23 protein-coding genes and 3 pseudogenes are annotated in these 20,916 nt (G+C 68.1%); 15 read left to right on the plus strand and 11 right to left on the minus strand.

Annotated features, from left to right (window positions below; genetic code table 11):
* The first annotated feature begins 87 nt into the window (after window positions 1-87).
* The 7 genes from tnpA (at window position 88) to ABT115_RS29475 (ending at window position 5,724) form a co-directional block, all read left to right on the plus strand.
* A complete protein-coding gene (gene tnpA / locus ABT115_RS29445; RefSeq protein ID WP_351796104.1) occupies window positions 88-528 on the plus strand; it encodes an IS200/IS605 family transposase in 441 nt (146 codons plus the stop codon).
* A gap of 225 nt (window positions 529-753) precedes the next feature.
* Window positions 754-1,005, plus strand: coding sequence for a thiamine-binding protein (locus tag ABT115_RS29450; protein WP_351796106.1), 252 nt, complete (start codon window positions 754-756; stop codon window positions 1,003-1,005).
* Window positions 1,006-1,058: 53 nt separating this feature from the next.
* A complete protein-coding gene (locus ABT115_RS29455) occupies window positions 1,059-1,370 on the plus strand; it encodes a helix-turn-helix domain-containing protein (RefSeq protein ID WP_351796182.1) in 312 nt (103 codons plus the stop codon).
* A 987-nt stretch (window positions 1,371-2,357) separates the two neighbouring features.
* On the plus strand, window positions 2,358-2,867 hold the full coding sequence (gene uraD / locus ABT115_RS29460) for a 2-oxo-4-hydroxy-4-carboxy-5-ureidoimidazoline decarboxylase (protein ID WP_351796109.1): 510 nt from the start codon (window positions 2,358-2,360) through the stop codon (window positions 2,865-2,867).
* Between the two features lie 34 nt (window positions 2,868-2,901).
* Entirely contained in the window at window positions 2,902-3,312 is a 411-nt protein-coding gene (gene uraH, locus ABT115_RS29465; RefSeq protein WP_351796112.1) for a hydroxyisourate hydrolase, read from the plus strand.
* A gap of 7 nt (window positions 3,313-3,319) precedes the next feature.
* Window positions 3,320-4,267, plus strand: coding sequence for a factor-independent urate hydroxylase (gene pucL / locus ABT115_RS29470; protein WP_351796115.1), 948 nt, complete (start codon window positions 3,320-3,322; stop codon window positions 4,265-4,267).
* A 59-nt stretch (window positions 4,268-4,326) separates the two neighbouring features.
* Window positions 4,327-5,724 carry an 8-oxoguanine deaminase gene (locus ABT115_RS29475; RefSeq protein ID WP_351796117.1) on the plus strand — a complete coding sequence of 466 codons (1,398 nt, stop codon included), beginning with the start codon at window positions 4,327-4,329 and terminating at the stop codon, window positions 5,722-5,724.
* 85 nt (window positions 5,725-5,809) lie between these two features.
* Here ABT115_RS29475 and ABT115_RS29480 read toward each other — a convergent pair whose 3' ends face one another.
* Both ABT115_RS29480 and ABT115_RS29485 read right to left on the minus strand, forming a co-directional pair.
* On the minus strand, window positions 5,810-6,688 hold the full coding sequence (locus ABT115_RS29480; RefSeq protein WP_351796120.1) for a chitosanase: 879 nt from the start codon (window positions 6,686-6,688) through the stop codon (window positions 5,810-5,812).
* 168 nt (window positions 6,689-6,856) lie between these two features.
* Window positions 6,857-7,150, minus strand: a complete 294-nt coding sequence (locus ABT115_RS29485; RefSeq protein WP_351796123.1) for an SH3 domain-containing protein — start codon at window positions 7,148-7,150, stop codon at window positions 6,857-6,859.
* A gap of 302 nt (window positions 7,151-7,452) precedes the next feature.
* On the opposite strand from ABT115_RS29485, the gene ABT115_RS29490 reads away from it, so the two are divergent.
* The gene (locus ABT115_RS29490; protein WP_351796127.1) at window positions 7,453-8,136 is read left to right on the plus strand and encodes an alpha/beta fold hydrolase; all 684 of its coding nucleotides are present in this window, start codon (window positions 7,453-7,455) and stop codon (window positions 8,134-8,136) included.
* Here ABT115_RS29490 and ABT115_RS30980 read toward each other — a convergent pair.
* The 3 genes and pseudogenes from ABT115_RS30980 to ABT115_RS29505 form a co-directional block, all read right to left on the minus strand.
* Entirely contained in the window at window positions 8,088-8,570 is a 483-nt protein-coding gene (locus ABT115_RS30980; protein ID WP_502969191.1) for a DUF2201 family putative metallopeptidase, read from the minus strand. The genes ABT115_RS29490 and ABT115_RS30980 overlap by 49 nt on opposite strands.
* A pseudogene (locus ABT115_RS29500) lies at window positions 8,468-8,794 on the minus strand (AAA family ATPase); the annotation flags it as partial. The pseudogene ABT115_RS29500 and the gene ABT115_RS30980, both read right to left, overlap by 103 nt.
* Window positions 8,794-8,982: pseudogene (locus ABT115_RS29505) on the minus strand (amidase); the annotation flags it as partial. The pseudogenes ABT115_RS29500 and ABT115_RS29505, both read right to left, overlap by 1 nt.
* Between ABT115_RS29505 and ABT115_RS29510 the strand changes: the two are divergent.
* Together ABT115_RS29510 and ABT115_RS29515 are read left to right on the plus strand one after the other, a co-directional pair.
* Window positions 8,905-9,219, plus strand: a complete 315-nt coding sequence (locus ABT115_RS29510; protein ID WP_351796188.1) for a hypothetical protein — start codon at window positions 8,905-8,907, stop codon at window positions 9,217-9,219. The pseudogene ABT115_RS29505 and the gene ABT115_RS29510 overlap by 78 nt on opposite strands.
* Before the next feature lie 250 nt (window positions 9,220-9,469).
* Window positions 9,470-9,871: a hypothetical protein gene (locus ABT115_RS29515; protein WP_351796130.1), complete on the plus strand. Its 402-nt coding sequence runs from the start codon at window positions 9,470-9,472 to the stop codon at window positions 9,869-9,871.
* A 610-nt stretch (window positions 9,872-10,481) separates the two neighbouring features.
* Here ABT115_RS29515 and ABT115_RS29520 read toward each other — a convergent pair.
* Window positions 10,482-10,688: a DUF397 domain-containing protein gene (locus tag ABT115_RS29520; protein WP_351796133.1), complete on the minus strand. Its 207-nt coding sequence runs from the start codon at window positions 10,686-10,688 to the stop codon at window positions 10,482-10,484.
* On the minus strand, window positions 10,685-11,530 hold the full coding sequence (locus ABT115_RS29525) for a helix-turn-helix domain-containing protein (RefSeq protein ID WP_351796185.1): 846 nt from the start codon (window positions 11,528-11,530) through the stop codon (window positions 10,685-10,687). Before ABT115_RS29525 ends, ABT115_RS29520 begins: the two co-directional genes overlap by 4 nt.
* Between ABT115_RS29525 and ABT115_RS29530 the strand changes: the two are divergent.
* Window positions 11,516-11,800, plus strand: a pseudogene (locus tag ABT115_RS29530) (transposase); the annotation flags it as partial. The gene ABT115_RS29525 and the pseudogene ABT115_RS29530 sit on opposite strands and share 15 nt — an antisense overlap.
* Before the next feature lie 517 nt (window positions 11,801-12,317).
* Here ABT115_RS29530 and ABT115_RS29535 read toward each other — a convergent pair.
* Complete coding sequence (locus tag ABT115_RS29535; protein ID WP_351796136.1) at window positions 12,318-12,926, minus strand: DJ-1/PfpI family protein; 609 nt, start codon at window positions 12,924-12,926, stop codon at window positions 12,318-12,320.
* A 509-nt stretch (window positions 12,927-13,435) separates the two neighbouring features.
* Here ABT115_RS29535 and ABT115_RS29540 point away from each other — a divergent pair.
* Window positions 13,436-14,659: a hypothetical protein gene (locus tag ABT115_RS29540; protein WP_351796139.1), complete on the plus strand. Its 1,224-nt coding sequence runs from the start codon at window positions 13,436-13,438 to the stop codon at window positions 14,657-14,659.
* 190 nt (window positions 14,660-14,849) lie between these two features.
* On the opposite strand, the gene ABT115_RS29545 is transcribed toward ABT115_RS29540, so the two are convergent.
* Both ABT115_RS29545 and ABT115_RS29550 read right to left on the minus strand, forming a co-directional pair.
* Entirely contained in the window at window positions 14,850-15,749 is a 900-nt protein-coding gene (locus ABT115_RS29545; RefSeq protein WP_351796142.1) for an MBL fold metallo-hydrolase, read from the minus strand.
* A 22-nt stretch (window positions 15,750-15,771) separates the two neighbouring features.
* Window positions 15,772-17,043 (minus strand): MFS transporter, encoded by a 1,272-nt coding sequence (locus ABT115_RS29550; protein ID WP_351796145.1) that lies wholly within the window; start codon window positions 17,041-17,043, stop codon window positions 15,772-15,774.
* A gap of 74 nt (window positions 17,044-17,117) precedes the next feature.
* Between ABT115_RS29550 and ABT115_RS29555 the strand changes: the two genes are divergently transcribed.
* Window positions 17,118-17,564: an amidase family protein gene (locus ABT115_RS29555; RefSeq protein WP_351796148.1), complete on the plus strand. Its 447-nt coding sequence runs from the start codon at window positions 17,118-17,120 to the stop codon at window positions 17,562-17,564.
* A gap of 305 nt (window positions 17,565-17,869) precedes the next feature.
* Entirely contained in the window at window positions 17,870-18,445 is a 576-nt protein-coding gene (locus tag ABT115_RS29560) for a TetR/AcrR family transcriptional regulator (RefSeq protein ID WP_351796151.1), read from the plus strand.
* A 533-nt stretch (window positions 18,446-18,978) separates the two neighbouring features.
* Here ABT115_RS29560 and ABT115_RS29565 read toward each other — a convergent pair.
* Window positions 18,979-20,307, minus strand: a complete 1,329-nt coding sequence (locus tag ABT115_RS29565) for an MFS transporter (RefSeq protein WP_351796154.1) — start codon at window positions 20,305-20,307, stop codon at window positions 18,979-18,981.
* Window positions 20,308-20,360: 53 nt separating this feature from the next.
* Here ABT115_RS29565 and ABT115_RS29570 point away from each other — a divergent pair, with 53 nt between their 5' ends.
* Window positions 20,361-20,900, plus strand: coding sequence for a CGNR zinc finger domain-containing protein (locus tag ABT115_RS29570; RefSeq protein WP_351796157.1), 540 nt, complete (start codon window positions 20,361-20,363; stop codon window positions 20,898-20,900).
* The last annotated feature ends 16 nt before the right edge of the window (window positions 20,901-20,916 follow it).

Here is a 20,916-nt window from a genome sequence, read left to right on the forward strand (position 1 = left end):
CGGTGGGCCGCATGAGGAATTTGTACGCACGGATCACCGGCCCACCCCCTTCCGGTCGAGCTCGCTCGATCATACTACGCTTGGTTTATGTCACCACGCTGGGAACCGAATTCCGAGGTCCGTCGGGGCCGTCACGTCGTTTGCAACCTCCACGCACACTTGGTGTTCGTGACAAAGTACCGGCGCGAAGTCTTCAACGACGCCATGCTGACGCGCTGCGAGGAAATCATGAGGAACGTCTGCACGGACTTCGGCGCGGAGCTGATCGAGTTCAACGGCGAAGACGATCACGTGCACCTCCTGGTGCACTACCCGCCGAAGGTCGCCCTGTCGGCCCTGGTGAACTCACTCAAGGGCGTGTCCTCCCGCTACCTGCGACAGGAGTTCACCGGTCGTGTCAACCGCTTCATCATGCACGGCCGTTTCTGGTCGGGCTCCTACTTCGCCGGGTCCTGCGGTGGCGCACCGTTGGATATCGTCAAGCAGTACATCGAGCAGCAAAAGCGCCCGCTGCAGCCTGAGAGTTAGAGCAGCCCCGAGATCGGATTCCCACCCCGCCTGAAGGCGGGGATTCCCTCCGAAGAGAGGGATGGCGCCCCGGGCAGGGTTCAGAAGCTGTCGGGCGGCCGCCCGATCGGAGGTCTTCACGCGACTGAGGGCGAAGCCGCCACCGGAGGGGCCCGGTGCCCGTCCGTTAGGGTCGGGCCCGAGCCGCGGGTCACCGAGACGTGGCGAACGCATGAGGGAGGCACAGTGCGCTTGAGAGTGGAGTTCACCACCGAGCCCTTCGATCTCGACGAGGTACCCGCCCACGCGGTCGTGGCCCGCGAGGTCATCCAGACCGCCGCCCTGGACGCCGTGGACGTCGGGCCCTTCGGCAATACGGTGGAGGGCGGCGCCGACGAGGTGCTCACCGTGGTGGACTCCCTGCTGCGCGGAGCGCTGGCATCGGGTGCCACCCGGGTGTCGCTCCAGGTCAACGTCATCGGGGAGGGCTCGAAGTGACCGAATCGGCGGACCACCCCCTCGTTGCCGCGGTCAAGCCTCTCGCCGACGCCATGGGCGCCGAGCTGCTCGGACCCGAGCAGGCGCAGGCGGACGACGTCGTGCTGGCCTGGGAGGGCGAGGACGTCATAGCCGTCCGGCTGCCTCAGCTCTCGGAATCGCTCGACCACATCCTGGCCGCCATGGAGCGTCGGCACGGCATGCCGCTCGCCGAGTTGGACCGCAAGGCCAAGCAGTCTGTGGTGCGGACCCTGGAGGTACGCGGCGCCTTCTCCGTGCGACACGGCGTGGAGACGGTGGCGGGTGCGCTGGGGGTCAGCCGCTTCACCGTCTACAACTATCTGAACAGGGAAAGGGATGCCTGATGTGGAAGTGATATCCACACAGGTGGAGGGTCGTATTCCGTAAACACCACGCAGGGTGCGGAGGCGTGGCAGGTCAGATGGAATCGAATGTACGTTCGACTTGTCTCTGTGTCGGCATGGCAGCGCAGTGCGCGGAAGCCGACGAGAGGAGCCGCATGGGCGCCGCTGGCCTGCTGTGGGCCCTCGGCGTAGCGCGGCCGCCGTATGCCCCGCCGTAGACTTGTCAGAGAGCTTGAGCCTTGCCAGGTGTCCAGTTCAGACGGGCCCCGCGAGATTGATCCCGCCATGGGTGGCGGGATTGGAGTTTCCCACGGCTCCGGCCGTCGCGGGTTCTCTCCGATGAGCGGAAGCCTCTGCCTCACTTTGTGAGCGGCGGATTCCCCTTCCCTCAGGAAGGACGTGGGTCAGATGAGTCACCATGTGAGCCAGGTGCCCATCAGTGACATCACAGTGGCCGCTTCTGCTGTGCGCTGGATTTTCCCCGTTGGTATAGCAGTTGTCGTAGTAGCCATTCTGCTTGGCCTCCTGTGGTGGGACGCGCGCCGTCGGGCTCGGGCGCGACAGCAGGCACCACAGGCCGAGCCTTCTTCCCGAAGCGACGAAAACTTGAGGGCTGCAGATGATTTCGGGGAAGGTCTCAGCCCCTATCAGATCAACCGGCCCTCTTCGCCAAGGGCCCTACCCAAACATGACAACGGTGGGGCTTTTGGCAGCGGAGGGCCCGGCGGCTGACGGATCGGCGACATCGGCGGCACTCGCCGAGAGCATCGGGGAAAATGCCGCCAGGGGCGAGTAGTTGAGGCCGTAGGTGAGCGAAGGCCATGGAGGGTCATGGAAGGCCGTCGTCCGGAGCGTCGGGCGACGGCTTTTTACATGCGCGCAACTTCAACAAAGTGTTGACGAGGTGTTGTGGAGGGCGTTAGCTATCCGCAGCCCGACCGACGCGACGCGACGAAACGCACAGCGAAAACAGCCAGGGAGGCTCCCGTGACCTCGAGTTCCACACCGGGCCTCACCCGGTTCAACACCCTGGCGGACGACGAGGCCGCCACCGCGTTATACGAGGTGTGTGCCAGTGCGGCTTGGGGGAGAGCGATGCTCTCCCGACGCCCGTACGACACCGCAGAAGCCCTTCTCCTTGCCGGTGACGCCGCCACGGCCGCGCTGACCCCGGAGGATCTGGCCGAGGCGATGGCCGGTCACCCGCCGATCGGGCGCCCGGAGCCAGGAGACCCGGCCTCCTCCCGCGAGCAGCGGGGGATGGCGGACGCCACTGAGGAACTCAGGGCCGAGATGGTCGAACTGAACCTGGCCTATCAGGAGCGGTTCGGACACGTCTTCCTGGTCTGCGCCACCGGAGCCACCGGTGAGCAGATGCGCGACGCGGTGAAGTCCCGGATCGGGAACACGCCCGAGCAGGAGCGCGAGATCGTGCGCACCGAACTGGGCAGGATCAATCGCATCCGGCTCACCCGTCTCGTCACAGAAGGCGCGTAACAGAAGGCGCGTAACAGTAAGGAGAGTGAGGGTCTTGAGCACCTCTGCCACCGCATCGGTGTCCACCCACATCCTGGACACCAGCATCGGCCGCCCCGCCGCGGCTGTCGCCGTCCGCCTCGCCGCCCGCAGCGGCGGCGGCGGCGACGCACCGTGGACGGCACTCGGCGGTTCCGCGACCGACACGGACGGGCGCTGCAAGGACCTGCCGGAACTGCCGGAGGGCACCACCCATGTACGGCTCGACTTCGACACCGAGACGTACTTCGCCAATGAGCACAGTTTCGAGAAGCAAGCCGAGGCGCAGCAGGACGCCCCCCGCGTCAGGGACAGCGGCGTGTTCTTCCCCGAGGTGGCGATCACGTTCGCCGTCACCCCGGGCGAGCACTATCACGTACCGCTGCTGCTCAACCCGTTCGGCTACTCCGTTTACCGAGGGAGCTAGCACCGACATGACCGCCGATTGCCACCGCCCCCGCCCTGTGATTCTCGGCCAGAACCAGTACGGCAAAGCGGAGAACCGCGTTGTCAGGATCACCCGGGACGGCGGCACCCACCACATCAAGGACCTGAACGTCTCCATCGCCCTCTCCGGCGACATGGACGATGTCCACTACTCCGGCTCCAACGCCCACGTTCTGCCGACCGACACCACCAAGAACACGGTGTACGCGTTCGCCAAGGAGCACGACATCGAGTCGGCCGAACAGTTCGGCATCCACCTCGCCCGCCACTTCGTGGCGTCGCAGGAGCCGATCAGGACGGCCAGGATCCGGATCGAGGAGTACGCCTGGGAGCGCATTGCTGCCTCGGACACCAACGCGCAGTTCATCGGCGCCGACGAGACCAAGCACTCCTTCGTACGCAAGGGCCAGGAGACGCGCACCACCCAGATCACTTTCGACGGCGAGAAGTGGCAGATCATCTCGGGGCTCAAGGACCTCGTGGTGATGAACTCCACCAACTCCGAGTTCTGGGGCTACGTCAAGGACAAGTACACGACGCTCAAGGAGGCGTACGATCGCATCCTCGCGACCGAGGTGTCCGCCAAGTGGCGGTACAACTGGACCAGCGACGACGCACGGATGCCGAACTGGGAGAATTCCTACGAGCAGACGCGGGGCCACATGCTCCAGGCCTTCGCCGAGACGTACTCCCTCTCCCTGCAGCAGACCCTGTACCAGATGGGTTCGCGCATCATCAGCAACTGCAGCGAGGTCGACGAGATCCGCTTCTCGCTGCCGAACAAGCATCACTTCCTGGTGGACCTGGAGCCGTTCGGTCTCGAGAACGAAAACGAGGTCTACTTCGCGGCGGACCGCCCGTACGGCCTGATCGAGGCCACCGTGCTGAGGGACGGTACCGAGCCGCAGATCCCGGTCGACATGACCAACCTCTGACGCGAGAGGTCGCCGGAGTCTTCTGCCTGACCCGTCGCCGGAGGAGAAGAGGAAGCGCCATGACAGCATCGGCAGCCCATGAGCACGTGGAACGCATCGTCATCGAGAACTGTTCGATCGCGACCGTCGACGCTGACGACACCGAGTACGCCTCGGGCCATGTCGTCGTCGCGGGCAACCGCATCGAATCCGTCGGCGCGGGCCGGGCACCCGAGGGCCTGGAGAACGTCGTACGTCGCATCGACGGCACCGGGCATCTGGTCACCCCCGGCCTGATCAACACGCACCACCACTTCTATCAGTGGATCACCCGCGGCCTCGCCACCGACCACAACCTGTTCGACTGGCTGGTCGCGCTGTACCCGATGTGGGCGCGCATCGACGAGCCGATGGTCCGCGCCGCCGCGCAGGGTTCGCTTGCCATGATGGCCCGCGGCGGCGTCACCACCGCCATGGACCACCACTACGTTTACCCGCAAGGGGCCGGCGATCTTTCCGGCGCCATCATCGGGGCCGCTCGTGACATGGGCGTACGGTTCACACTCGCCCGCGGCTCCATGGACCGCAGCGTGAAGGACGGCGGGCTGCCGCCGGACTTCGCCGTGGAGACCCTCGACGGTGCGCTCGCCGAAACCGAGGCGACCGTCGACGCCCACCACGACGCCTCGTTCGACGCGATGACCCAGGTCGCCGTCGCACCCTGCTCCCCGTTCTCCATCTCCACCGAACTGCTGCGACAAGTTGCCGAGTTGGCCCGCCGCAAAGGAGTACGCATGCACACCCACGGTTCGGAGACCGTGGAGGAGGAGAAGTTCTGCCACGAGCTGTTCGGAATGGGTCCGACCGACTACTTCGAGTCGACCGGCTGGCTCGGCCACGATGTATGGATGGCGCACTGCGTCCATATGAACGACTCCGACATCGCCGCTTTCGCCCGCACCGGAACGGGCGTGGCGCACTGCCCCTCGTCCAATGCCCGGCTCGCCGCGGGGATCGCCCGGGTGCCCGACATGCTCGCCGCGGGCGTCCTGGTCGGCCTCGGCGTCGACGGCACCGCCTCCAACGAGTCCGGCGAACTCCACACCGAACTGCGCAACGCCCTCCTCATCAACCGCCTCGGCGCCCACCACGAAAAGGCCCTGAATGCGCGTCAGGTCCTGCGCCTGGGAACGTACGGCGGCGCCCAGGTACTCGGCCGCGCCGACCAGATCGGCTCCCTGGAGCCCGGCAAGCTCGCAGATCTGGTGCTGTGGAAGCTGGACACCCTCGCCCACGCCTCCATCGCCGACCCGGTGACCGCACTCGTCTTCGGTGCCGCGGCCCCCGTCACCCTCTCCCTCGTCGACGGCCGGCCGGTCGTCGAGGGCAACCGACTGATCACCGTGGACGAGGACGTCATCGCCCGCGCCACCCGCGACGAGGCCCGCCGCCTCGCGCAGATCGCCGCCGGAGCCTGACGCTCCGGGGCCGGTGCAGCGCTGTGGCGCGTACGGCGCCCCTGGCGGGTTGCCGTACGCGCCACAGCCGTGACCCGGGCGTGCGTCAGCCGATGTGATAGCTGTCGCCGTACACCTTCCAGTCGAGCGGCGGATTCAGGTTCAGATTGCCCTTCTTCAGGAAGACCCGCTGGGCGGTGTCCACCCGGCTGGTGTCGGAGTGGGCCTCCTCCTGCTTCATCGCCCAGACCCGGGCGTCCAGGAAGGCGTTGAGATACGTGACCTCGTTGCCGCCCTTGGCCGGCGGCTTCGCCTTCGCGAGGGCCCGCTTGCGGATGGAGCTGAAGCTGGTGCTGTCGCCGCCGTCGCCGTGCATGACGATGGCGTCGTAGTAGGCGAACTGGCCTAGCGTGCCGATGCCGTCGGCCTTGCCCTGGCTGACCGCCGGGTTGAAGTACACCCGGTCCCGCTCGTCGTTCTGCGCTCGCTTGAACGCTGGGTCGGATGCGGCGGTCGCCCAGTCCTTCTTGAAGTTCGGGTCGAGACCGCTGTGCGAGTCGGTGCCGTCGACCTTCCGCAGCGCGGGAAGGTACTTCGCGAGGACGTTGCCCGGCTTGCGCTGGGTGTACAGCTCGACGAGGTCGAGCATGTCGCCGGTGCCGGAGCAGAAGCCGATGATGCCCGCGGTGTAGCCGCGGCCGTCGCCGATGTCCTCGATGTACTTGTACTGGGCCTTCCAGTTGAGCGAGGAGTTCTCCGCGCTGGAGACCAGCTGCATGGCTATCTCCTTCTTCGCCGGATCGTCGAGCCCGGTCGCGGCGTCGGCCTGACGGTCCACTGCCGTCTGTCGATGTACCGCCGGGTGTGTGGGGGCACCGGCGTAGGCCACGACCGGTAAGGCCGTGAGGGTCAAGCCGACCGCGATGACCGCGATGCGCACGGAGCGGTTGCTGCGACGTGCGGTGCGCTTATGGGGAGCGTGCACCAGTCCTCCAAAGGGAGTTCGTCGTTCTCATTCTGTTAGGAAGCTTTCCTATCAGAGTGGAGCGAGTGTCGTATACCCCTTCGAAACGCGGGAGTTGGAAAGCTGCCCCGGGGTGCAGGAAGGTCCCGCATAGCGCGTTCCGCGCGATGCGGGACCTGCGCGCCGGCCTCAGCAGTCGAGATACGCCGTGTGGATCCAGACGCCCGTGGGACCGCCCCACAGGTCACCCATGATCCAGTTGCCTTGCTGGCCGCGTGCGTTGAGGTTCTGGCCCCGGTTCACTTGGCCCAGGACCGGGTACTCGGAGCCCGGTCCGCCGCGGAAGTTCACCCCGTTGTCGTTGACGGTGCAGATCGCGGCCTGCACGGCGGCGGGGCTCTGCACGGCCTGGGCGGCGGGGCCGAGGGCCAGCCCCAGACCGGCGGCCATGACCGTCGCGGCCAGCATCATCTTCTTCCTCATGCGCTTGTCTCCTCCGTATCCCGGCTCACATCCGCGTGCGCCGTTCGTCAGCCTCAACGCAGCGGCCGACCCTCGGGTCACGGCTCCGGAGCAGCCTTCGTGCAGGAGTGAAAGCGCAGGTCATATGGCATGTGCACCGGCGTACGCAGTCAACGCGGCGGACGCTTCCCGCGCCCGTCGAACACGGGTTTAACGGGCGTCGATCCGGTATCCGTCGCCGTACACCCGCCACCGCAGCGGGTGCCAACCCTGCCAGGCCGCGGGTGAAAGGTCTTCGCTCTTTCGGCTGTAGCGTCATGGGTATGGAAGATCAGTCTGTTGTGGATGTCGGCGATGTACGGCTGGCGTATCGGACCTGGGGCGACCCCTTTGGCTCGCCCGTGGTCCTGCTGCACGGCCTCGGCGATTGTGCCGCAAGCTGGGAGGCGGCCGGGAGTCTGCTCGGCGAACAGTGGCGGGTGTACGCCATCGACCTACGCGGTCACGGCGAGAGCGACTGGCCGGACGAGTACTCCGTCGAGCTGATGCGGGACGACGTCCTCGGCTTCCTCGACGAGTGCGAGCTCGACCGGGTAGGCCTGGTCGGCCACTCGATGGGCGGTGTCGTCGCCCATCTGCTTGCCCAGGAGCACGCGGACCGGGTGGAGCGGCTGGTGCTGGTGGAGACCCCGCCGCCGTTCCCGAGCGAGTTGAAGCCGGCCCCCGAACCGGAGGGACCGGTGGACTACGACTGGGCCGTCGTCGCTCCCATCCGGGCCGAGGTGGCCGACCCCGACCCCGAGTGGGCGGCCGGCCTCGGCGAGATTGTCGCGCCGACACTGATGATCGCCGGCGGCCAGGAGTCCACGATGCCCCAGGGGCGCCTGCAGGACATGGCCTCGCTGATCCCGGACTGCCGGCTTATCACGATCGGGGGCGGCCACCGAGTGCATGAGACCTACCCTGACCAGGTCGCCCAGCAGATCACGGAGTTTTTCACCAGCTGAGCGCGAAGGCTGTCGGCCCAGGACCCGGCAGCTGTGTGCTCCGCCAGCGCCGAGGCGAGCTCGTCATCACCCATCGACCCCGAGGTGTCGATGACGACAGCGACACGGGGCAACGGGCGGCGGAGGCTTGGCAGGACGACGCCGCGGAGCGCCGCGCTGCGGCGGGAGGGGCGACGGTAGGTGTAGTCGATCGCCCCGGCGGCCCACGCGGCGGCCTCGCGGACCGCGCCCGCGAGCGCCTGCCGCCAGTCGACCGTGGGCTCCAAAACCTGGTCCGCCCAGCGCTCCCAGCCCGCCGGGAGGCTGCCCCGGCTGCGCCGATGGGCACGCAGTCGGTGTCCCGCATCGTTGCCAGGTCGACCGCCGCCCTGGCCGCCACATCGGGCACACCCGCGTCCACGGCCTTCGCCAGCACCGCCCAGCCCGCTTCCCAGCGGGAGCGGGTGAGATCACCCTGGACGGCCGCGACGACCGCGATGAGGAAGGCCAGCTGCCGGTCGCCGCGCTCGGGCAGGGCGAACGCGGCAGGGTCCGCCAGTACGCGGTCGAGGTCGGGCAGGTCGAGGTTCTCCAGGTAGGACAGTAGCTCGATTCCCGCGCCGTCCCCCACCGCCCCGGTCAGCGCGGCGGCCACCGCCTCCCGCCCGGCTCCGGTCGCAGGTCGGGCAGCAGCGGAGTGTGCCGTTCGACGCGGGCGCTGCCGTCGGCAAGTGCGTCGGCCACCCGGTTCACGCCGGCCCGCACAGTGGACCAGGTCGGAATGAACGGATGCTCGTTGAGGACCAGGACCAGGACCAGGACCAGGACCCGGAAGTCGCTCAGCCGCTGGTGGCGTACACCCGGGAGAAGACCCTGGAAGGCCAGGAATCCGCCCGCAAACGCGGCCGCACCGGCGGCCGGCCACCCTCCCTCGACGCCGACCAGATCGAGTACACCCTCACCCTGCGCGCCAAGGGCACCCCCATGAAGGAGATCCAGCAGAAGACGGTCATCACCCGGGGCAAGCACAAGGGCAAGCACCCCAGCCTGCCCACGCTGTACCGCACCCTCGCCGAAGCCGCCGAACAGCGCTCGGACATATGACCACGACCGCGCGCTTGACTTGCTACGCGACCAAGATCAATCTCACCGAGACTGGCTGTTCCGTTGGTCCCCACGGCCGGTGCGCCCCGTGGGTTCACGCGAACTGAAGGTCTTTCGACGGGAACCCGAGGATGGGCTGTCGTGTTTTCATAGGTTCGGTCTTCGGGTTCAGGCGAAGACGCGGAGTGAGCGCCGAGCGGACCGCCCCCTGGGCAGCCCTCCTTGGGAACGGGCTGGCATCGTACGAATCATGAGAACAGCGGGAACGACACCGGAACCGAAATCCTCAACACAGAGTGGCCTCACGTCTCTGGGTGAGGTGGCGTGCCGTTATCAGGCGGATGAGATCCGCCCGGAGGACCTGCCGATGATTGCTGCCGAAGCACTCGCTGCCGGGCTGGACACCCCGACGTTGTGCGAGCTCGCCGGTTTGCCTCGCAACGCGGATGCCCGCGATATCCGCGACGCGTTCGAGCAAGCACTCTCCGAGGCCGGAATCGCGTTGCCCGATCCGGGCCTGGCACGGCGCCACGCGCTGCGCCGGCTGGCGGGGAGGCTGATCAATGAGGAAATCGCTCCCGCTGCCCTGGCGACGATGACTGGTGGGAGACGGAGGTCGAAACCGCTGAGGAGCGATCGTTTGTATCGCTGATCCCACAATGCGGGTGCTGCATTGAGCACACGTTGGGGCTTGACCAGCGAACGTGGGCGGCCGAGCTGCGGATCGCCGCGCTCGCCCTGACATCGTCTCCGCCGATCGGCCCCGGCTGCTGACTCTGCCCTGGTGCCGTCCGCAAGCTCTGCCGAAGCCCGCGCGAAAACGAACCCGGCGAGCACATCGGTCTCGAACTGTTCCAGTTCCTCCGCCGAGACCGGATCGCGGAACTCACGCAAGTCGCGTACGGCTGCCAGCGCCAAGCCGACCCTCCTCGCCTTCACCCTGATCACAGATCGATCGGATGAATTGAGGATGCTTCAAGAATCCTGAAGTTACGTCACCAGTTCGAAGAACACCCCAAGGAGACAGAACGCCCTGGCCACAGGGACAAGGACTCAGCAGGGCTCAGGGGAACTTGCGGGATGTCGCACACGCCTTGCTGCCTCGCCGCCTCGCCGGGTGGAGGACCTCAGGACCTGGCGGCCGGAAAAGAAGCCCCGCGGCCGGGCGAACAAGGCTGATTGAAATCCGCGTGCATGCTCGTACAAGAGGACGCCCCGCCACCGGATTGTTTCGGTGGTGGGGCGCCGTCGTCCATGCGGTGTCAGCTCTGTGCGGCGAACTCCACGAAGGCCCCCCAGCCACCAGCGGCGACAGACAGGATTGGCCCCGTCCTGTCCTTCGAGTCGCGGACGTGGACGGTACCGGGGCAGGTCGCGACCTCGATGCACTCGCCGCCCGCTCCGCTGCTGTAGCTGCTCTTGAGCCACGCGGACTCAGGCAACGTCCCCACAAGCGCTTCGGCGTTCATGTCTCTCCCAGAAATTTCTCGATGAGGGCCAGCGATTCGCGCGGAGTAAGTGCCTGGGCCCGGAGAACTCCGTACTGCTCCTCGAACTCCCGGACGGACCTTCGCTCCGTGTAGAGACGGCTGTCCTTGTGCGCCTCAACGTATGCGATCCTCCGCTCTTCCTTGGTCGCGATCAAGGTGAAGGGACCGGCCATCCCGGCATGCTCCTCGCGCCGGGTCGGCATCACCTGGATCTCGACGTTGCGGTTCTGGCCGACCAGGAGAAATTGCTCCAACTGACCACGCAGTACTGCTTCCCCGCCCAGGGGGCGGCTCAGGATGCACTCCTCGATCACAAAGCTGATGGTCGACCTGGGGCGACGAGAGTAGATCTCGTGCCTGGCCAGGCGTGCTGCCACTCGTTGCTCCACGACCTCGTCTTCCAGTACTGGTCGCCACATCGCGAACACTGCCCGCGCGTAATCTTCCGTTTGCAGCAGCCCAGGCACGCCGTGGTTGGCGTACACGTGCAGCTCAACCGCCTCCGCCTCCAGCCGTGCCGCGTCCCGGAAGAACGCCGGATACTGTGCCCGAGCGACCTCCTCCTTGCTGGCCTTCAACACCCCGGCGGCGTCGAGCAGTTCGTCCGCCTGGTCGCTGAACTTCGGCTGAGGGATCCGGCGCCCCTGCTCGAACGACGCGATGGACGAAGCCGAGTACCCCGTCATCGCTCCGAACTCCGCCCGATCCAGACCGGCCCGTACCCGGAACAGCTTCAAGTGCTGCCCGAACACGTGCAAGATGCCCGACCCGACCTCGTACTCGTGCCCCGGCTGCTGTCGCTGATCGTGCCATGGCGGGATCTACCTGTGCGTTTCGGTCTACGGAAGACGGTGTACGAACGGCGCAGACGCTGGGCGGCGGACGGCACCTGGGAAAGGATCTTCGCGGCCGTCCTGGCCGACGCCGACGCGGACGGCCGGATCGACTGGTCGATGGTGAGCGTTGATTCGACCTCCTGCCGGGCCCATCAACACGCCGCCGGGGCTCGTAGGAAACCGCCACGAGTGCCGGGAAGACGCACGCCCCGACAGCATCGCCCCGACGAGGGACTCGGACGCTTCCGGGGCGGGCGACCCGTGCAAAGGCGGCGGCAATCGCCATCGCCAAGGTGGTATTGGCGGCCGTCCAGAACACGAGCTTGGCGTTCGGCCCATTGACCGTCCGCAACTCCCCGTCTGCGTGGAGGCAGAACGAGTCGGGCGGGAAATACTGCGAGACAGGAGTGGTGCGCGTGCCGTAGCAGGGCGACGTATCGGGAAACAGTTTCGGCTGCGCGCGCTGCGAGAAGAACCCGCCGACGAACACTGTCAGCCACCCGGCCAGCAAGAACACGACCAGCGTCCAGTTAGGGATCCTCGCTCGCCGCCCAAGCAGCCAAACTAGGGAGGTCGGCATGACGAAGACGACAAATACAGCGAGCAGTAAGATCAGAGCCTTCATGATCCTATGACCATACTGATCAAAGATCCGCCGGACAGGCCTTGGCGAGAGCACTGCCACATGCTCGCGCGTGCATCTGACAATGCCCACGCCTCAATGCGCTCAGAAGTCGCCGCCATAACTGCAGGCGGCGCTCCAGAAGGGGCGTCAGGGCAGTGCAGGCTCACCCCTATGGACGGCACGCATGGCGCGCTCGACAGTCTCCTGGTTTTCGCCGACCGGAGCCACGTAGCCGATGACGTCGCGCGCGGCGTTCTCTCCGAGCATCCGGGTGATAACCCACGTCGCGAGATACTGGGACGCCAGGCAGCCGCCCGCTGTAGCGATGTTCCCCTCGACGTAGAACGGCACGTCCAGCACGGTGACGCCGCAGGCTTCGACAAAGGGCCGGCTCGTCATGTCCGTGCAAGCCGGCATGCCACCCAGCAGCCCGAGGTGCGCCAGCACCAGCGCGCCGGAGCACTGCGAACCGATCAGCTGTCGCGAAGGGTCGAGCGGCAACATGGAGAGCAACCGGTCGTCGGCGACCACGTCGCGTGTCTTCACTCCGCTACCGATCAGCACGACGCTGGCCTCGGTCACGAACTCCATCGGGCGCTGCCCGGTCACCTCGACGCCGTTCATCGACGTGACCACCGGCGTCGGCGTCGTAATGAAGGCTTCCAAGCCGTCCTTGCGGCAGCGGTTGATCAACGCGGCAGCGATGAAGCTGTCGAGCTCGTTGAACCCGTCGAAGGTGACCACGGCTACCTGCATGACAACTCCTCCATACGGCATCAGATGGCCAGTCCTACTGGAGTGCCGCGCCAGGTCGAGAGCCAATCAGCGGCTGGCAGCCTGCCTTCCGCCGATTCTACATTTCGATCCCCGAACCTCACGTCCCGAAGCCCGCCAGGCTCGGCTTTCGCCAATCTTGCGGGTGGCGGTGACGACGACGAGATCGCTGACGGAAGCGGCAGCGTCGAGGACGCTGAGCGGCAGGCAGCCGCCGAGCAGGACCACTCCGATGTCTTGATCGAGGTCAGCAGCTGTACCAACTCCACTGTGAGTGACGGTGGTTAGAGCTCCGGTCTGCTTCGGCCGCCAGGGGATTCGGGTGCGGGCTGAGCCCGCTGCCGGGTGGCCACTCTATGTGTTCGGTGGGGCGCTTTCCGGTCGATAGTTCACCGAAGGGTGGAAAGGGGTGCAGGGGGCTAGACCGGGCCGAGAGGTACTGTCTACCTTCTTCTGACATGGCTACTCCACGAAGAACGATCCTTCGCGCCATGACCGCGATGCCCTTAGCAGCGGCGGCCGGAGGACTGTTGCGCCCCTCGACCGCACACGCAGCGCCCACCGTGTTCCAGGTCGCCATGAAACTCGGGTACGCCCAGGGCCGTAGCTGGGCTGACGCGAGTGACGGCCTGAGAGAGGAGCTGCCCAACGCCGACCTGGCGCGGATACTCGACACCGCCAGGTGGAACGGCGCGGAAGTGGGCGACTGGAACGACGGCGGTGGCAGCGCTCCGCCCGCCGGGACGGTGCCGGACCGGTTCCAGTACGGCTTCGCCTGGGACACCAATACCAGTGCGTCAGACGGCACTTGGGACCGGAACACCGCGCGTTGGTACCCGCAGGGCGTTACCACCAGTTTCGACGGCTACGGCGGCACGGTGCCGGGCCTCGGCCGCGATGTGCTGGTGGTCTCCTGGTATGGCAAGAAGGACTACGAGTCACGCGGTGCCCGGGTCACCTTCGTCGACGTCACCGGGGACCCGGTGAACCCGAAGTACCAGCACGTACTCCTGGTCGAACCCCGCCAGGCGCGGGCGGGCAGCCGCCCCACCTACCGGCCGGTGGAGATCCATGCGGGTGGCATGGCCTGGGTCGGCAACTTCCTCTACATCGCGAACAGGCCGGGCCGGAATACCACGGTCAGGCGCGGTGGCATGAGCGTCTTCGACATCACCAAGATGGTGAGGGTGACCGGCGGCGCCGCTGCCCGGAACCGGTTTGGCTACCAGGACGGCAAATACTACGCGTACGGGTACGACTACGTGCTTCCGCTGCACCACATCTACGAGAACACGGCGGGATCCAACTTCCAGCATTCGCAGCTCTCGCTCGACCGTACCCAGGGGGCGATGGCCTCCATCGTGTCCAGCGAGTACCGGCCCAGCTCCCAGGGGCACGCCGCGCGCTGGAACCTGGCCGCCTCCGGCTACATCGCCGACGGATCTTCCGACGAGAGCTGGATGCTGCGGACAGCCAGGGTTCAGGGTGCGGTCAGTGTCGCCGGCCGCGCCTACTACTCCGCCAACGTCTCGACACCCGGAGCAGCGGGCCAGCTGTGGGTGCAGACGCCCCGCGACGCCAAGGCGGCGGTGCACGGAAAGCTCTCCATCGGCCCCGAAGACCTCAGTTACACCACCGCTCACGGTGGAAGCCTCTGGGGGCTGGGGGAGCATGTTCGTCGGCGCAGGGTCTACCGGGTCGGGCTCGGCGAGTAACTCGTACGGAACCGCTCTGACCGGCTCCGCCGTCCCGGCCCGGAGGTGCGGGCGAGCGGACGGATCGGCCGACGAGGTCCTGTCTGGGAAGGCCGGCAGACCATAGGCGTGGAGCCGCCAGCTCCATTCCAGCGGTGCCGGGAGTCGAGGTTCGCCGTCCGCCCCGTCTTCCGGGAACTCGATGACCCGGTCAGGTCGCGGGGACGGGCAGCAGCCGGTAGGCGTCCCCGTGGGTGACGACCCGGCCGGCAGTGGGCGGGGCGAAGTGGGTGCCCAGCAGGAGGGCGTCGGTGCCGGTGAGGGAGGCGAGCAGCGCGCGGCGGGTGGCCTCGGACCGCTGGGGGTCGATGTCGACGCAGGCGCCGATGGCGGGGTGGGCGAGCTGGACCGGGTGGTGGACGCAGTCGCCGGTGATCAGCGCTGTCTCACCCCGGCTGGTCAGTTCGACTGCGACATGGCCGGGGGTGTGGCCGGGAGTCGGGAGAAGGCGCAGGCCCGGGGCGATCTGCAGGCCGTCGGCCGGGACGTCGACCAGGTCGAGCAGGTCGGCCCGCTCGACCGGGATCACCGAGTCGCGGAACATCTGGCGGCGCGCTTCCTCCATGTCGTACCCGGCCCAGAACTCCCGCTCGGCGCGGGCGGTGACGTAGCGGGCGGCGGGGAAGGTAGGCACCCATGCGCCGTCCACCTGCCGGGTGTTCCAGCCGACGTGGTCGGCGTGCAGGTGGGTGAGGATCACCAGGTCGACGGTCACCGGCGGGAAGCCGGCGGCGGTGAGCCGCTCCAGGTAGTCGGTGCGCAGGTCGTGCCAGGCCGGGTTGGCCCGCTCCTTGCCGTTGCCGATGCCGGTGTCGACGAGCACGCGCAGCCCGTCCACGACGAACGCGAAGCTGTGGCTGTCGATGTGGAGGATGCCGTCGTGGCCGACGAAGTCGGGGCGCAGCCAGTCCTGGCCGGCCACCACCTCGGGGGTGGCGTCGGGCAGTAGCCACGGCCCGGTCGCGGGCGGCAGCGGCACTTCGTCGACGCGGTGGACGGTGACGTCGCCCACGGTCCAGGAGGGGAGGGTGCGCGTGGAGGCGGACTGCATGATCTGTCGTTTCCTTTGCTCTTCAGCGGAGGTGGTCGGTGGCGGGGCGGGCCGTGGCTGTCCGGCGCCGTGACACGGCGAGTGCCGTCAGGGCGGCTGCGGCGAGGAGGGCGGCGATGGCGGCGTAGGCGTGGGAGGTGGCCCCGAGCCCGTAGCGCTGGGTGGCTGCGCCCGCGGCGACGGCGGGCAGGCTCATGGAGAGGTAGCTGAGGACGTAGTAGGCGACCAGGGTCGCGGCGCGGTCCCACTCGTCGAGCGGGGCGAGAAGCAGGCGCAGCACCCCTTGGGAGACGGCGCCGAAGGCCGCGCCGGCCAGGGCCGCGCCGCCGTAGACGGCGGGCAGCCCGGCACCGTGCAGGCCGCTCAGGGTCAGGGCCGCGGCGGGCAGAACGGTCAAGCATCCGCCGGTCGCGGTGGCGAGGGGCTCGGCGCGGCGCAGCGCCCACACGGTGAGCGCGGCGGTGGCGCTGAGGGGGAAGAAGACCATGCCGCGGGCCGCCTGCGGGGCACCGGGGGCCACCAGGCGTACGAGGGCCGGGCCGAGGGAGGAGTAGAAGCCGCCCAGGGCCCAGACGGCGACGACCGCGGTGCCGGTGCTCAGCAGTGTGCGGCGCGCCCCGGGCGGGATGCCGAGGTGCGGGCGCAGCGACCGCAGCGCGCCCGTGTGGCGGTGGGCCGTCTCCGTGGTGAAGACGACCGCGATCGCCTGGGCGGCGAACAGCACGGCCAGCAGTACGTAGACGGTGACGGTGGGGGCCGGGGCGAAGCGGACGAGGAGGATGGAGAGGAGGACGCCCGCGGCCATGCCGGCGACCGGGGCGATGGTGTTGGCAAGGGCCGACCGGCCCGGATGTCGGGGGTTCTCCAGGTCGAGGAGAGCCGCACCCGCGGCGCTGGTGGCCGCACCGGTGGCCACCCCTTGCAGTAGGCGGGCTGCCGTCAGGGAGCCTGCGCTGTCCGCCGAGGCCAGGAAGGAGGACCATGGAGGCGGCCTCCGCGACGAGGGCGCCCGCCAGGACGGGGCGCCGGCCCAGGTGGTCGGAGAGCGCTCCGGTGGTAAGCAAAGCCCACAGCAGCGCCAGTGAGTACGCGCGAACACCACGGTGACGGCGAGCGCGGAAAGGCTGCACTGCTCCTGATAGAGGGGGTACAGCGGTGTGGGGGCGCTGGAGGCGGCCAGGAGGGTCGCGAGGATCGACGTGTCGAGGACGAAGGACGCCGCACGGTTCTTCCCGCGGGTGCGACCCACCAGGAGGGGGCAGTGCGCGGGTGTGCCGGACGTGACGCCGGACATGGGACTCCTTCCGACAAAAGCAATGGGTTTGCTTTAAGCGACGGTAGGCCCTACCGTCGCTTAAAGCAAACCCATTGCTTTTGCTGTGGAGCGCTTCGTCGATCCGGGTGCCCGCCGCGCTGAATGGCGTGGTCGGCCTCAAGCCGACGTACGGGCTGGTGCCCCGCCACGGCGTCACCTCGCTGTCCTGGTCACTCGACCGCGTCGGCCCGGTCAGGTCACCCGCACCGTCGAGGACGCGGCCCTGGTCCTGGCTGTCCTCGCCGGGCACGACCCGCGCGACCCCGCCTCACTGGCCACCCGCCGTCGACCACCGGCCGGAACGGGACCCGGACCTGACGGGCGTGCGCATCGGGGTGCCGGGCAACTACTGCTTCGACCACGTCGACCCTGAGGTGGCCGCCACCGTCCACCGCGCCATCGCCCAGCTGGAGGTGCTCGGCGCCCGGCGCCCGGCTCGTCGAGAACGGCGGGCATGCCCATCGGGATGCAGCTGCTCGGCCGACCCTTCGGCGAACTGACCCTGCTGAGGGTGGGCCACGCCTACGAGCGGACGCGGCCGGCCCGAGCGCTCGCACCGGTCGCCTGAGCGTGGTAGTTCTCCGGCGACACCACAGCCCGGACGGCCTGGCCGGCATCGCCGCCCGGACCGTTGACGATCAAGCCCGTCCGCACCGCACCGACGGGCGACGATCGTGGGCAGGGACGGACAGGAGCGGCGGCAGCCCACCTCGGCGGCGAGGAGTCCGTCGACATCTGTCGGCAGGTGAGCGCCCTGCTGTTCGGGCACCCGCTAAACGCAAAAGCTAGGCTTTAAAATGGCGTCATGAGTCGTAAGCAGATGGTGCGCCCCGGCGGGCGCAGCGCCCGGGTCCAGGCCGCGGTGCACTCCGCCGCGCGTGAACTCCTGGCGGAGGTGGGGCGCGACGCGCTGACCGTTCCCCTGGTCGCCCAGCGCGCCGGCGTCACCCCGTCGACGATCTACCGCCGCTGGGGCGACCTGGACGAGCTGTTGTCGGACGTCGCGGTGGAACGACTGCGCCCCGACGGCGAGCCGGAGGATCGCGGCGATCTGCGTTCCGACCTCACGGCCTGGGCCGAACAGTTCCTCGACGAGATGGCATCCGGCTCGGGCCGCGCCTACATCCGGGACGCCCTGCTCGGCGATCCGGACGGCAGCAACGCCGGCCAGTGCTCGGCCTACGCAGCCGAACAGATCAACCTCATCCTCGCCCGCGCGGCCGTCCGCGAGGAGCACACTCCCGACGTCGAAGCGGCCATGGACCGCGTCGTCGCCCCCATGATGTACCGCATCCTCTTCCGCCCGGCCGGCCTCGACGCCGCGTACGCCCGCCGACTCGTGACCGACCTCCTCGACGCCCCCGGAGAGGGCGGCCGGTAACGGGGTGGCGGCGGTCTAGGTGTACTGACCCGTGAGGTTGCCGACACCACCTCGCGCCGCCCGGATGGCCATCACCACAGCAACGAGCTGAGCGTCAGGGCCAGGCAGTGCGAGGGAGGACGTATACCTCAACAGTGTTCGTGCGGCTTCCCCTTGCTGGGAACTCAGCAAGAACGGCTGCGGCACTGTGGTCTGGGTGGAGCTGACCTTGCTGGGGCTGGATGCATTCTTCGGCACGACGGCCTCAGCGCGTAGCGAAGGGTCCGGTCACTATCCATGGTCCATCTGGAGCAGACCGGAATGAGATTGTCCTGGTCCGGTCTTTCTGAGAAATCCGAACCCTCGGATACAGGAAGGATGGCCCCCAGGTGGGCACCCCTCGCCTGAGCTCGCGCACGCCTCAAGAACTTCAACACGCTGAACTTGACAGAGAAGGCCGTCGGCGAGGCGGCGGGCTGCTCCTGCCCGCGTGGTCCGATCCCCTGGTCGACGAGTCGGGCAGCCATGGGCCCGATCACGGCGACCGTGACGGCCTACGCCGAGACCTCCGCTCGCGTTCTCGTCACAGATCGACTGCCAGGTGCGGGTGTGTCAATCCTTACGCGCCCCGAGCTTGGACTGCTGCCTGCTGACGCGGACTGTTGAGGTGTGTGGCGTGGGTGTGTGCGCTCACCCAGGAGCGACAGAGCGCCGATGACGATGGTGATCAGTGCGCACGCGACGAAGGCGGTTCCGGACCCGGCGATGTCGAGCAGGGCGGCGGCCATGAGGCCGGCGGCTCCGTAGCCCACTCCGGCTGCGGCGTACAAGACGGAGAAACCGGTCGCCCAGGCGTGCTGGGGAAGGCGTTGCTGGAGGGCGAGGTTGCGGATGACCATCAGCGGGCTGTAGAGGAGTCCGCCGACCGCGAAGGCGGCGGCAAAGCTCCAGGGTTGCGTGGTCAGGCCGGGGAGAGTGAAGGCGGCGGCGAGGCCGGGGAGCAGGACGAGGCTTTGGCTCAGGGGTGTGCCCGGCCAGCGGCGGCTGCCGTACAGGAGTCCGGAGATTACGCTGGCGACGGCGAAGGCGGTCATGACAAGACCCGCCAGCGCGGGGGAGGAACCGACGTCCTCCAGACGGGCCGGGAGGGCGACATCGACGGTTCCGATAAGGAACATGATCGCCGCTGAGAGCAGTGCGGTGGGCCAGACGAGTCGGAGAATCGCCGTTGTACGCAGCCGCTCGTCCCCGATTTCTCCGGGCGTCTCGGGGAGTGAGGTGGCGTGCGGGATCCGGTGTGCGAAGAGCAGCGGAGCGGCAGAGGCGACGGCCATGGCGATGAGCGCGCCCGATGCCGAGAACTGAACGTACAGCAGGGACGCCAACGGGGGCGCGAAGGCCCAGACGGCCTGACTGAGCGAGTTTTCCAGGCTCAGCGCGGTGGGACGCAGGTGCTCCGGGGTGGTCGCCGAGAGCTGGGCCCGCATGCCGCCGGGGGCTCCCGCGGCAGCGGCGCCGGCCACGAAAGCCAAGGCCAGCATGACGGGAACGGGGGCGTGGCCGGCGCTGAGGGCGAGGGCGGTGAAGGCGAGGGCCTCGGCGCCGAGGGCCAGCCTGAGTTGGCCGACGAACGGCCGGTGATCGAAGCGGCGGCCCATGACGGGAGCACCTGCGGCCTCGCCGAGCGCGTGGACGGCGGCGAGCATGCCGCCCACGCTGAAGGACTGAGCCGAGCGGCCAAGGAAAACCAGCGCGAGGGGCGCCATGACGACAGGCGCGCGGACCAGGGCCGCGGCTATGTACCAGGTCGGGTGGCCGGGCAGGGACAGGACGCTGCGGAAGGTGCTCCGAGGGATTTCCGCACCCAAGGTGTTACCAGTCATAGTGATAGATGGTAAACGTGCTGCAGGTAGCGTTTACCACCTACCCTGATTGCATGGCAACGGCGACGATGACGATTCCTGCCGTGGAGGAGCTGCGCGGCTTCCTGAACAGTTGGCTGATCCCGAACGACACCCGGGTGCCGACCGAGACCCTGCCGGATCTCGCGGCGGACGCGGCGGCCTGGCGGCACACGTTCGCCAGGGTGCCGGTGCCCCGTGGCGCGGATGTCACGGCGGAACTGCTGCGATTGCGCGACGATCTGCGGGCCGATGTGGAGGAACACGGCTCGGCGCGGCTCGACGCGTGGCTGGAGCGATGTCCGCAGACGGCTCGCATCGAGAACGGAGAACTAGTCTTCCGCGGTCCAGCCACACCACACGGTGAGGTGCTGAGGGTGGCTGCCGAGTTGGTGAATGAGGGGCGCTGGCGTCGGCTGCGTGCATGCCCGGACTGCCGGTGGATCTTCTACGACCAGTCGCGCAACAACTCGCGTACCTGGTGCAGCATGTACGCCGGGGACAGCGGCCGCGCCTGCGGCAGCATCGCCAAGGTGAAGCGGATGCGTTCCCGCAAGGCCGCCGAGGCGACATAACCCGCCGTACCCCGGC

Origin of the sequence: Streptomyces sp. NPDC001832 (assembly GCF_040297265.1) — a bacterium.
Lineage (GTDB): Bacteria > Actinomycetota > Actinomycetes > Streptomycetales > Streptomycetaceae > Streptomyces.

Bases quoted from the DNA above. Each gene is read 5' to 3' on its own strand.
- tnpA (WP_351796104.1), top strand. From the start codon at position 88: ATGTCACCACGCTGGGAACCGAATTCCGAGGTCCGTCGGGGCCGTCAC.
- ABT115_RS29455 (WP_351796182.1), top strand. From the start codon at position 1,059: ATGGGCGCCGAGCTGCTCGGACCCGAGCAGGCGCAGGCGGACGACGTC.
- pucL (WP_351796115.1), top strand. From the start codon at position 3,320: ATGACCGCCGATTGCCACCGCCCCCGCCCTGTGATTCTCGGCCAGAAC.
- ABT115_RS29475 (WP_351796117.1), top strand. From the start codon at position 4,327: ATGACAGCATCGGCAGCCCATGAGCACGTGGAACGCATCGTCATCGAG.
- ABT115_RS29485 (WP_351796123.1), bottom strand. From the start codon at position 7,150: ATGAGGAAGAAGATGATGCTGGCCGCGACGGTCATGGCCGCCGGTCTG.
- ABT115_RS29490 (WP_351796127.1), top strand. From the start codon at position 7,453: ATGGAAGATCAGTCTGTTGTGGATGTCGGCGATGTACGGCTGGCGTAT.
- ABT115_RS29510 (WP_351796188.1), top strand. From the start codon at position 8,905: ATGCTCGTTGAGGACCAGGACCAGGACCAGGACCAGGACCCGGAAGTC.
- ABT115_RS29515 (WP_351796130.1), top strand. From the start codon at position 9,470: ATGAGAACAGCGGGAACGACACCGGAACCGAAATCCTCAACACAGAGT.
- ABT115_RS29520 (WP_351796133.1), bottom strand. From the start codon at position 10,688: ATGAACGCCGAAGCGCTTGTGGGGACGTTGCCTGAGTCCGCGTGGCTC.
- ABT115_RS29535 (WP_351796136.1), bottom strand. From the start codon at position 12,926: ATGCAGGTAGCCGTGGTCACCTTCGACGGGTTCAACGAGCTCGACAGC.
- ABT115_RS29540 (WP_351796139.1), top strand. From the start codon at position 13,436: ATGACCGCGATGCCCTTAGCAGCGGCGGCCGGAGGACTGTTGCGCCCC.
- ABT115_RS29545 (WP_351796142.1), bottom strand. From the start codon at position 15,749: ATGCAGTCCGCCTCCACGCGCACCCTCCCCTCCTGGACCGTGGGCGAC.
- ABT115_RS29550 (WP_351796145.1), bottom strand. From the start codon at position 17,043: ATGTCCGGCGTCACGTCCGGCACACCCGCGCACTGCCCCCTCCTGGTG.
- ABT115_RS29560 (WP_351796151.1), top strand. From the start codon at position 17,870: ATGAGTCGTAAGCAGATGGTGCGCCCCGGCGGGCGCAGCGCCCGGGTC.
- ABT115_RS29565 (WP_351796154.1), bottom strand. From the start codon at position 20,307: ATGACTGGTAACACCTTGGGTGCGGAAATCCCTCGGAGCACCTTCCGC.
- ABT115_RS29570 (WP_351796157.1), top strand. From the start codon at position 20,361: ATGGCAACGGCGACGATGACGATTCCTGCCGTGGAGGAGCTGCGCGGC.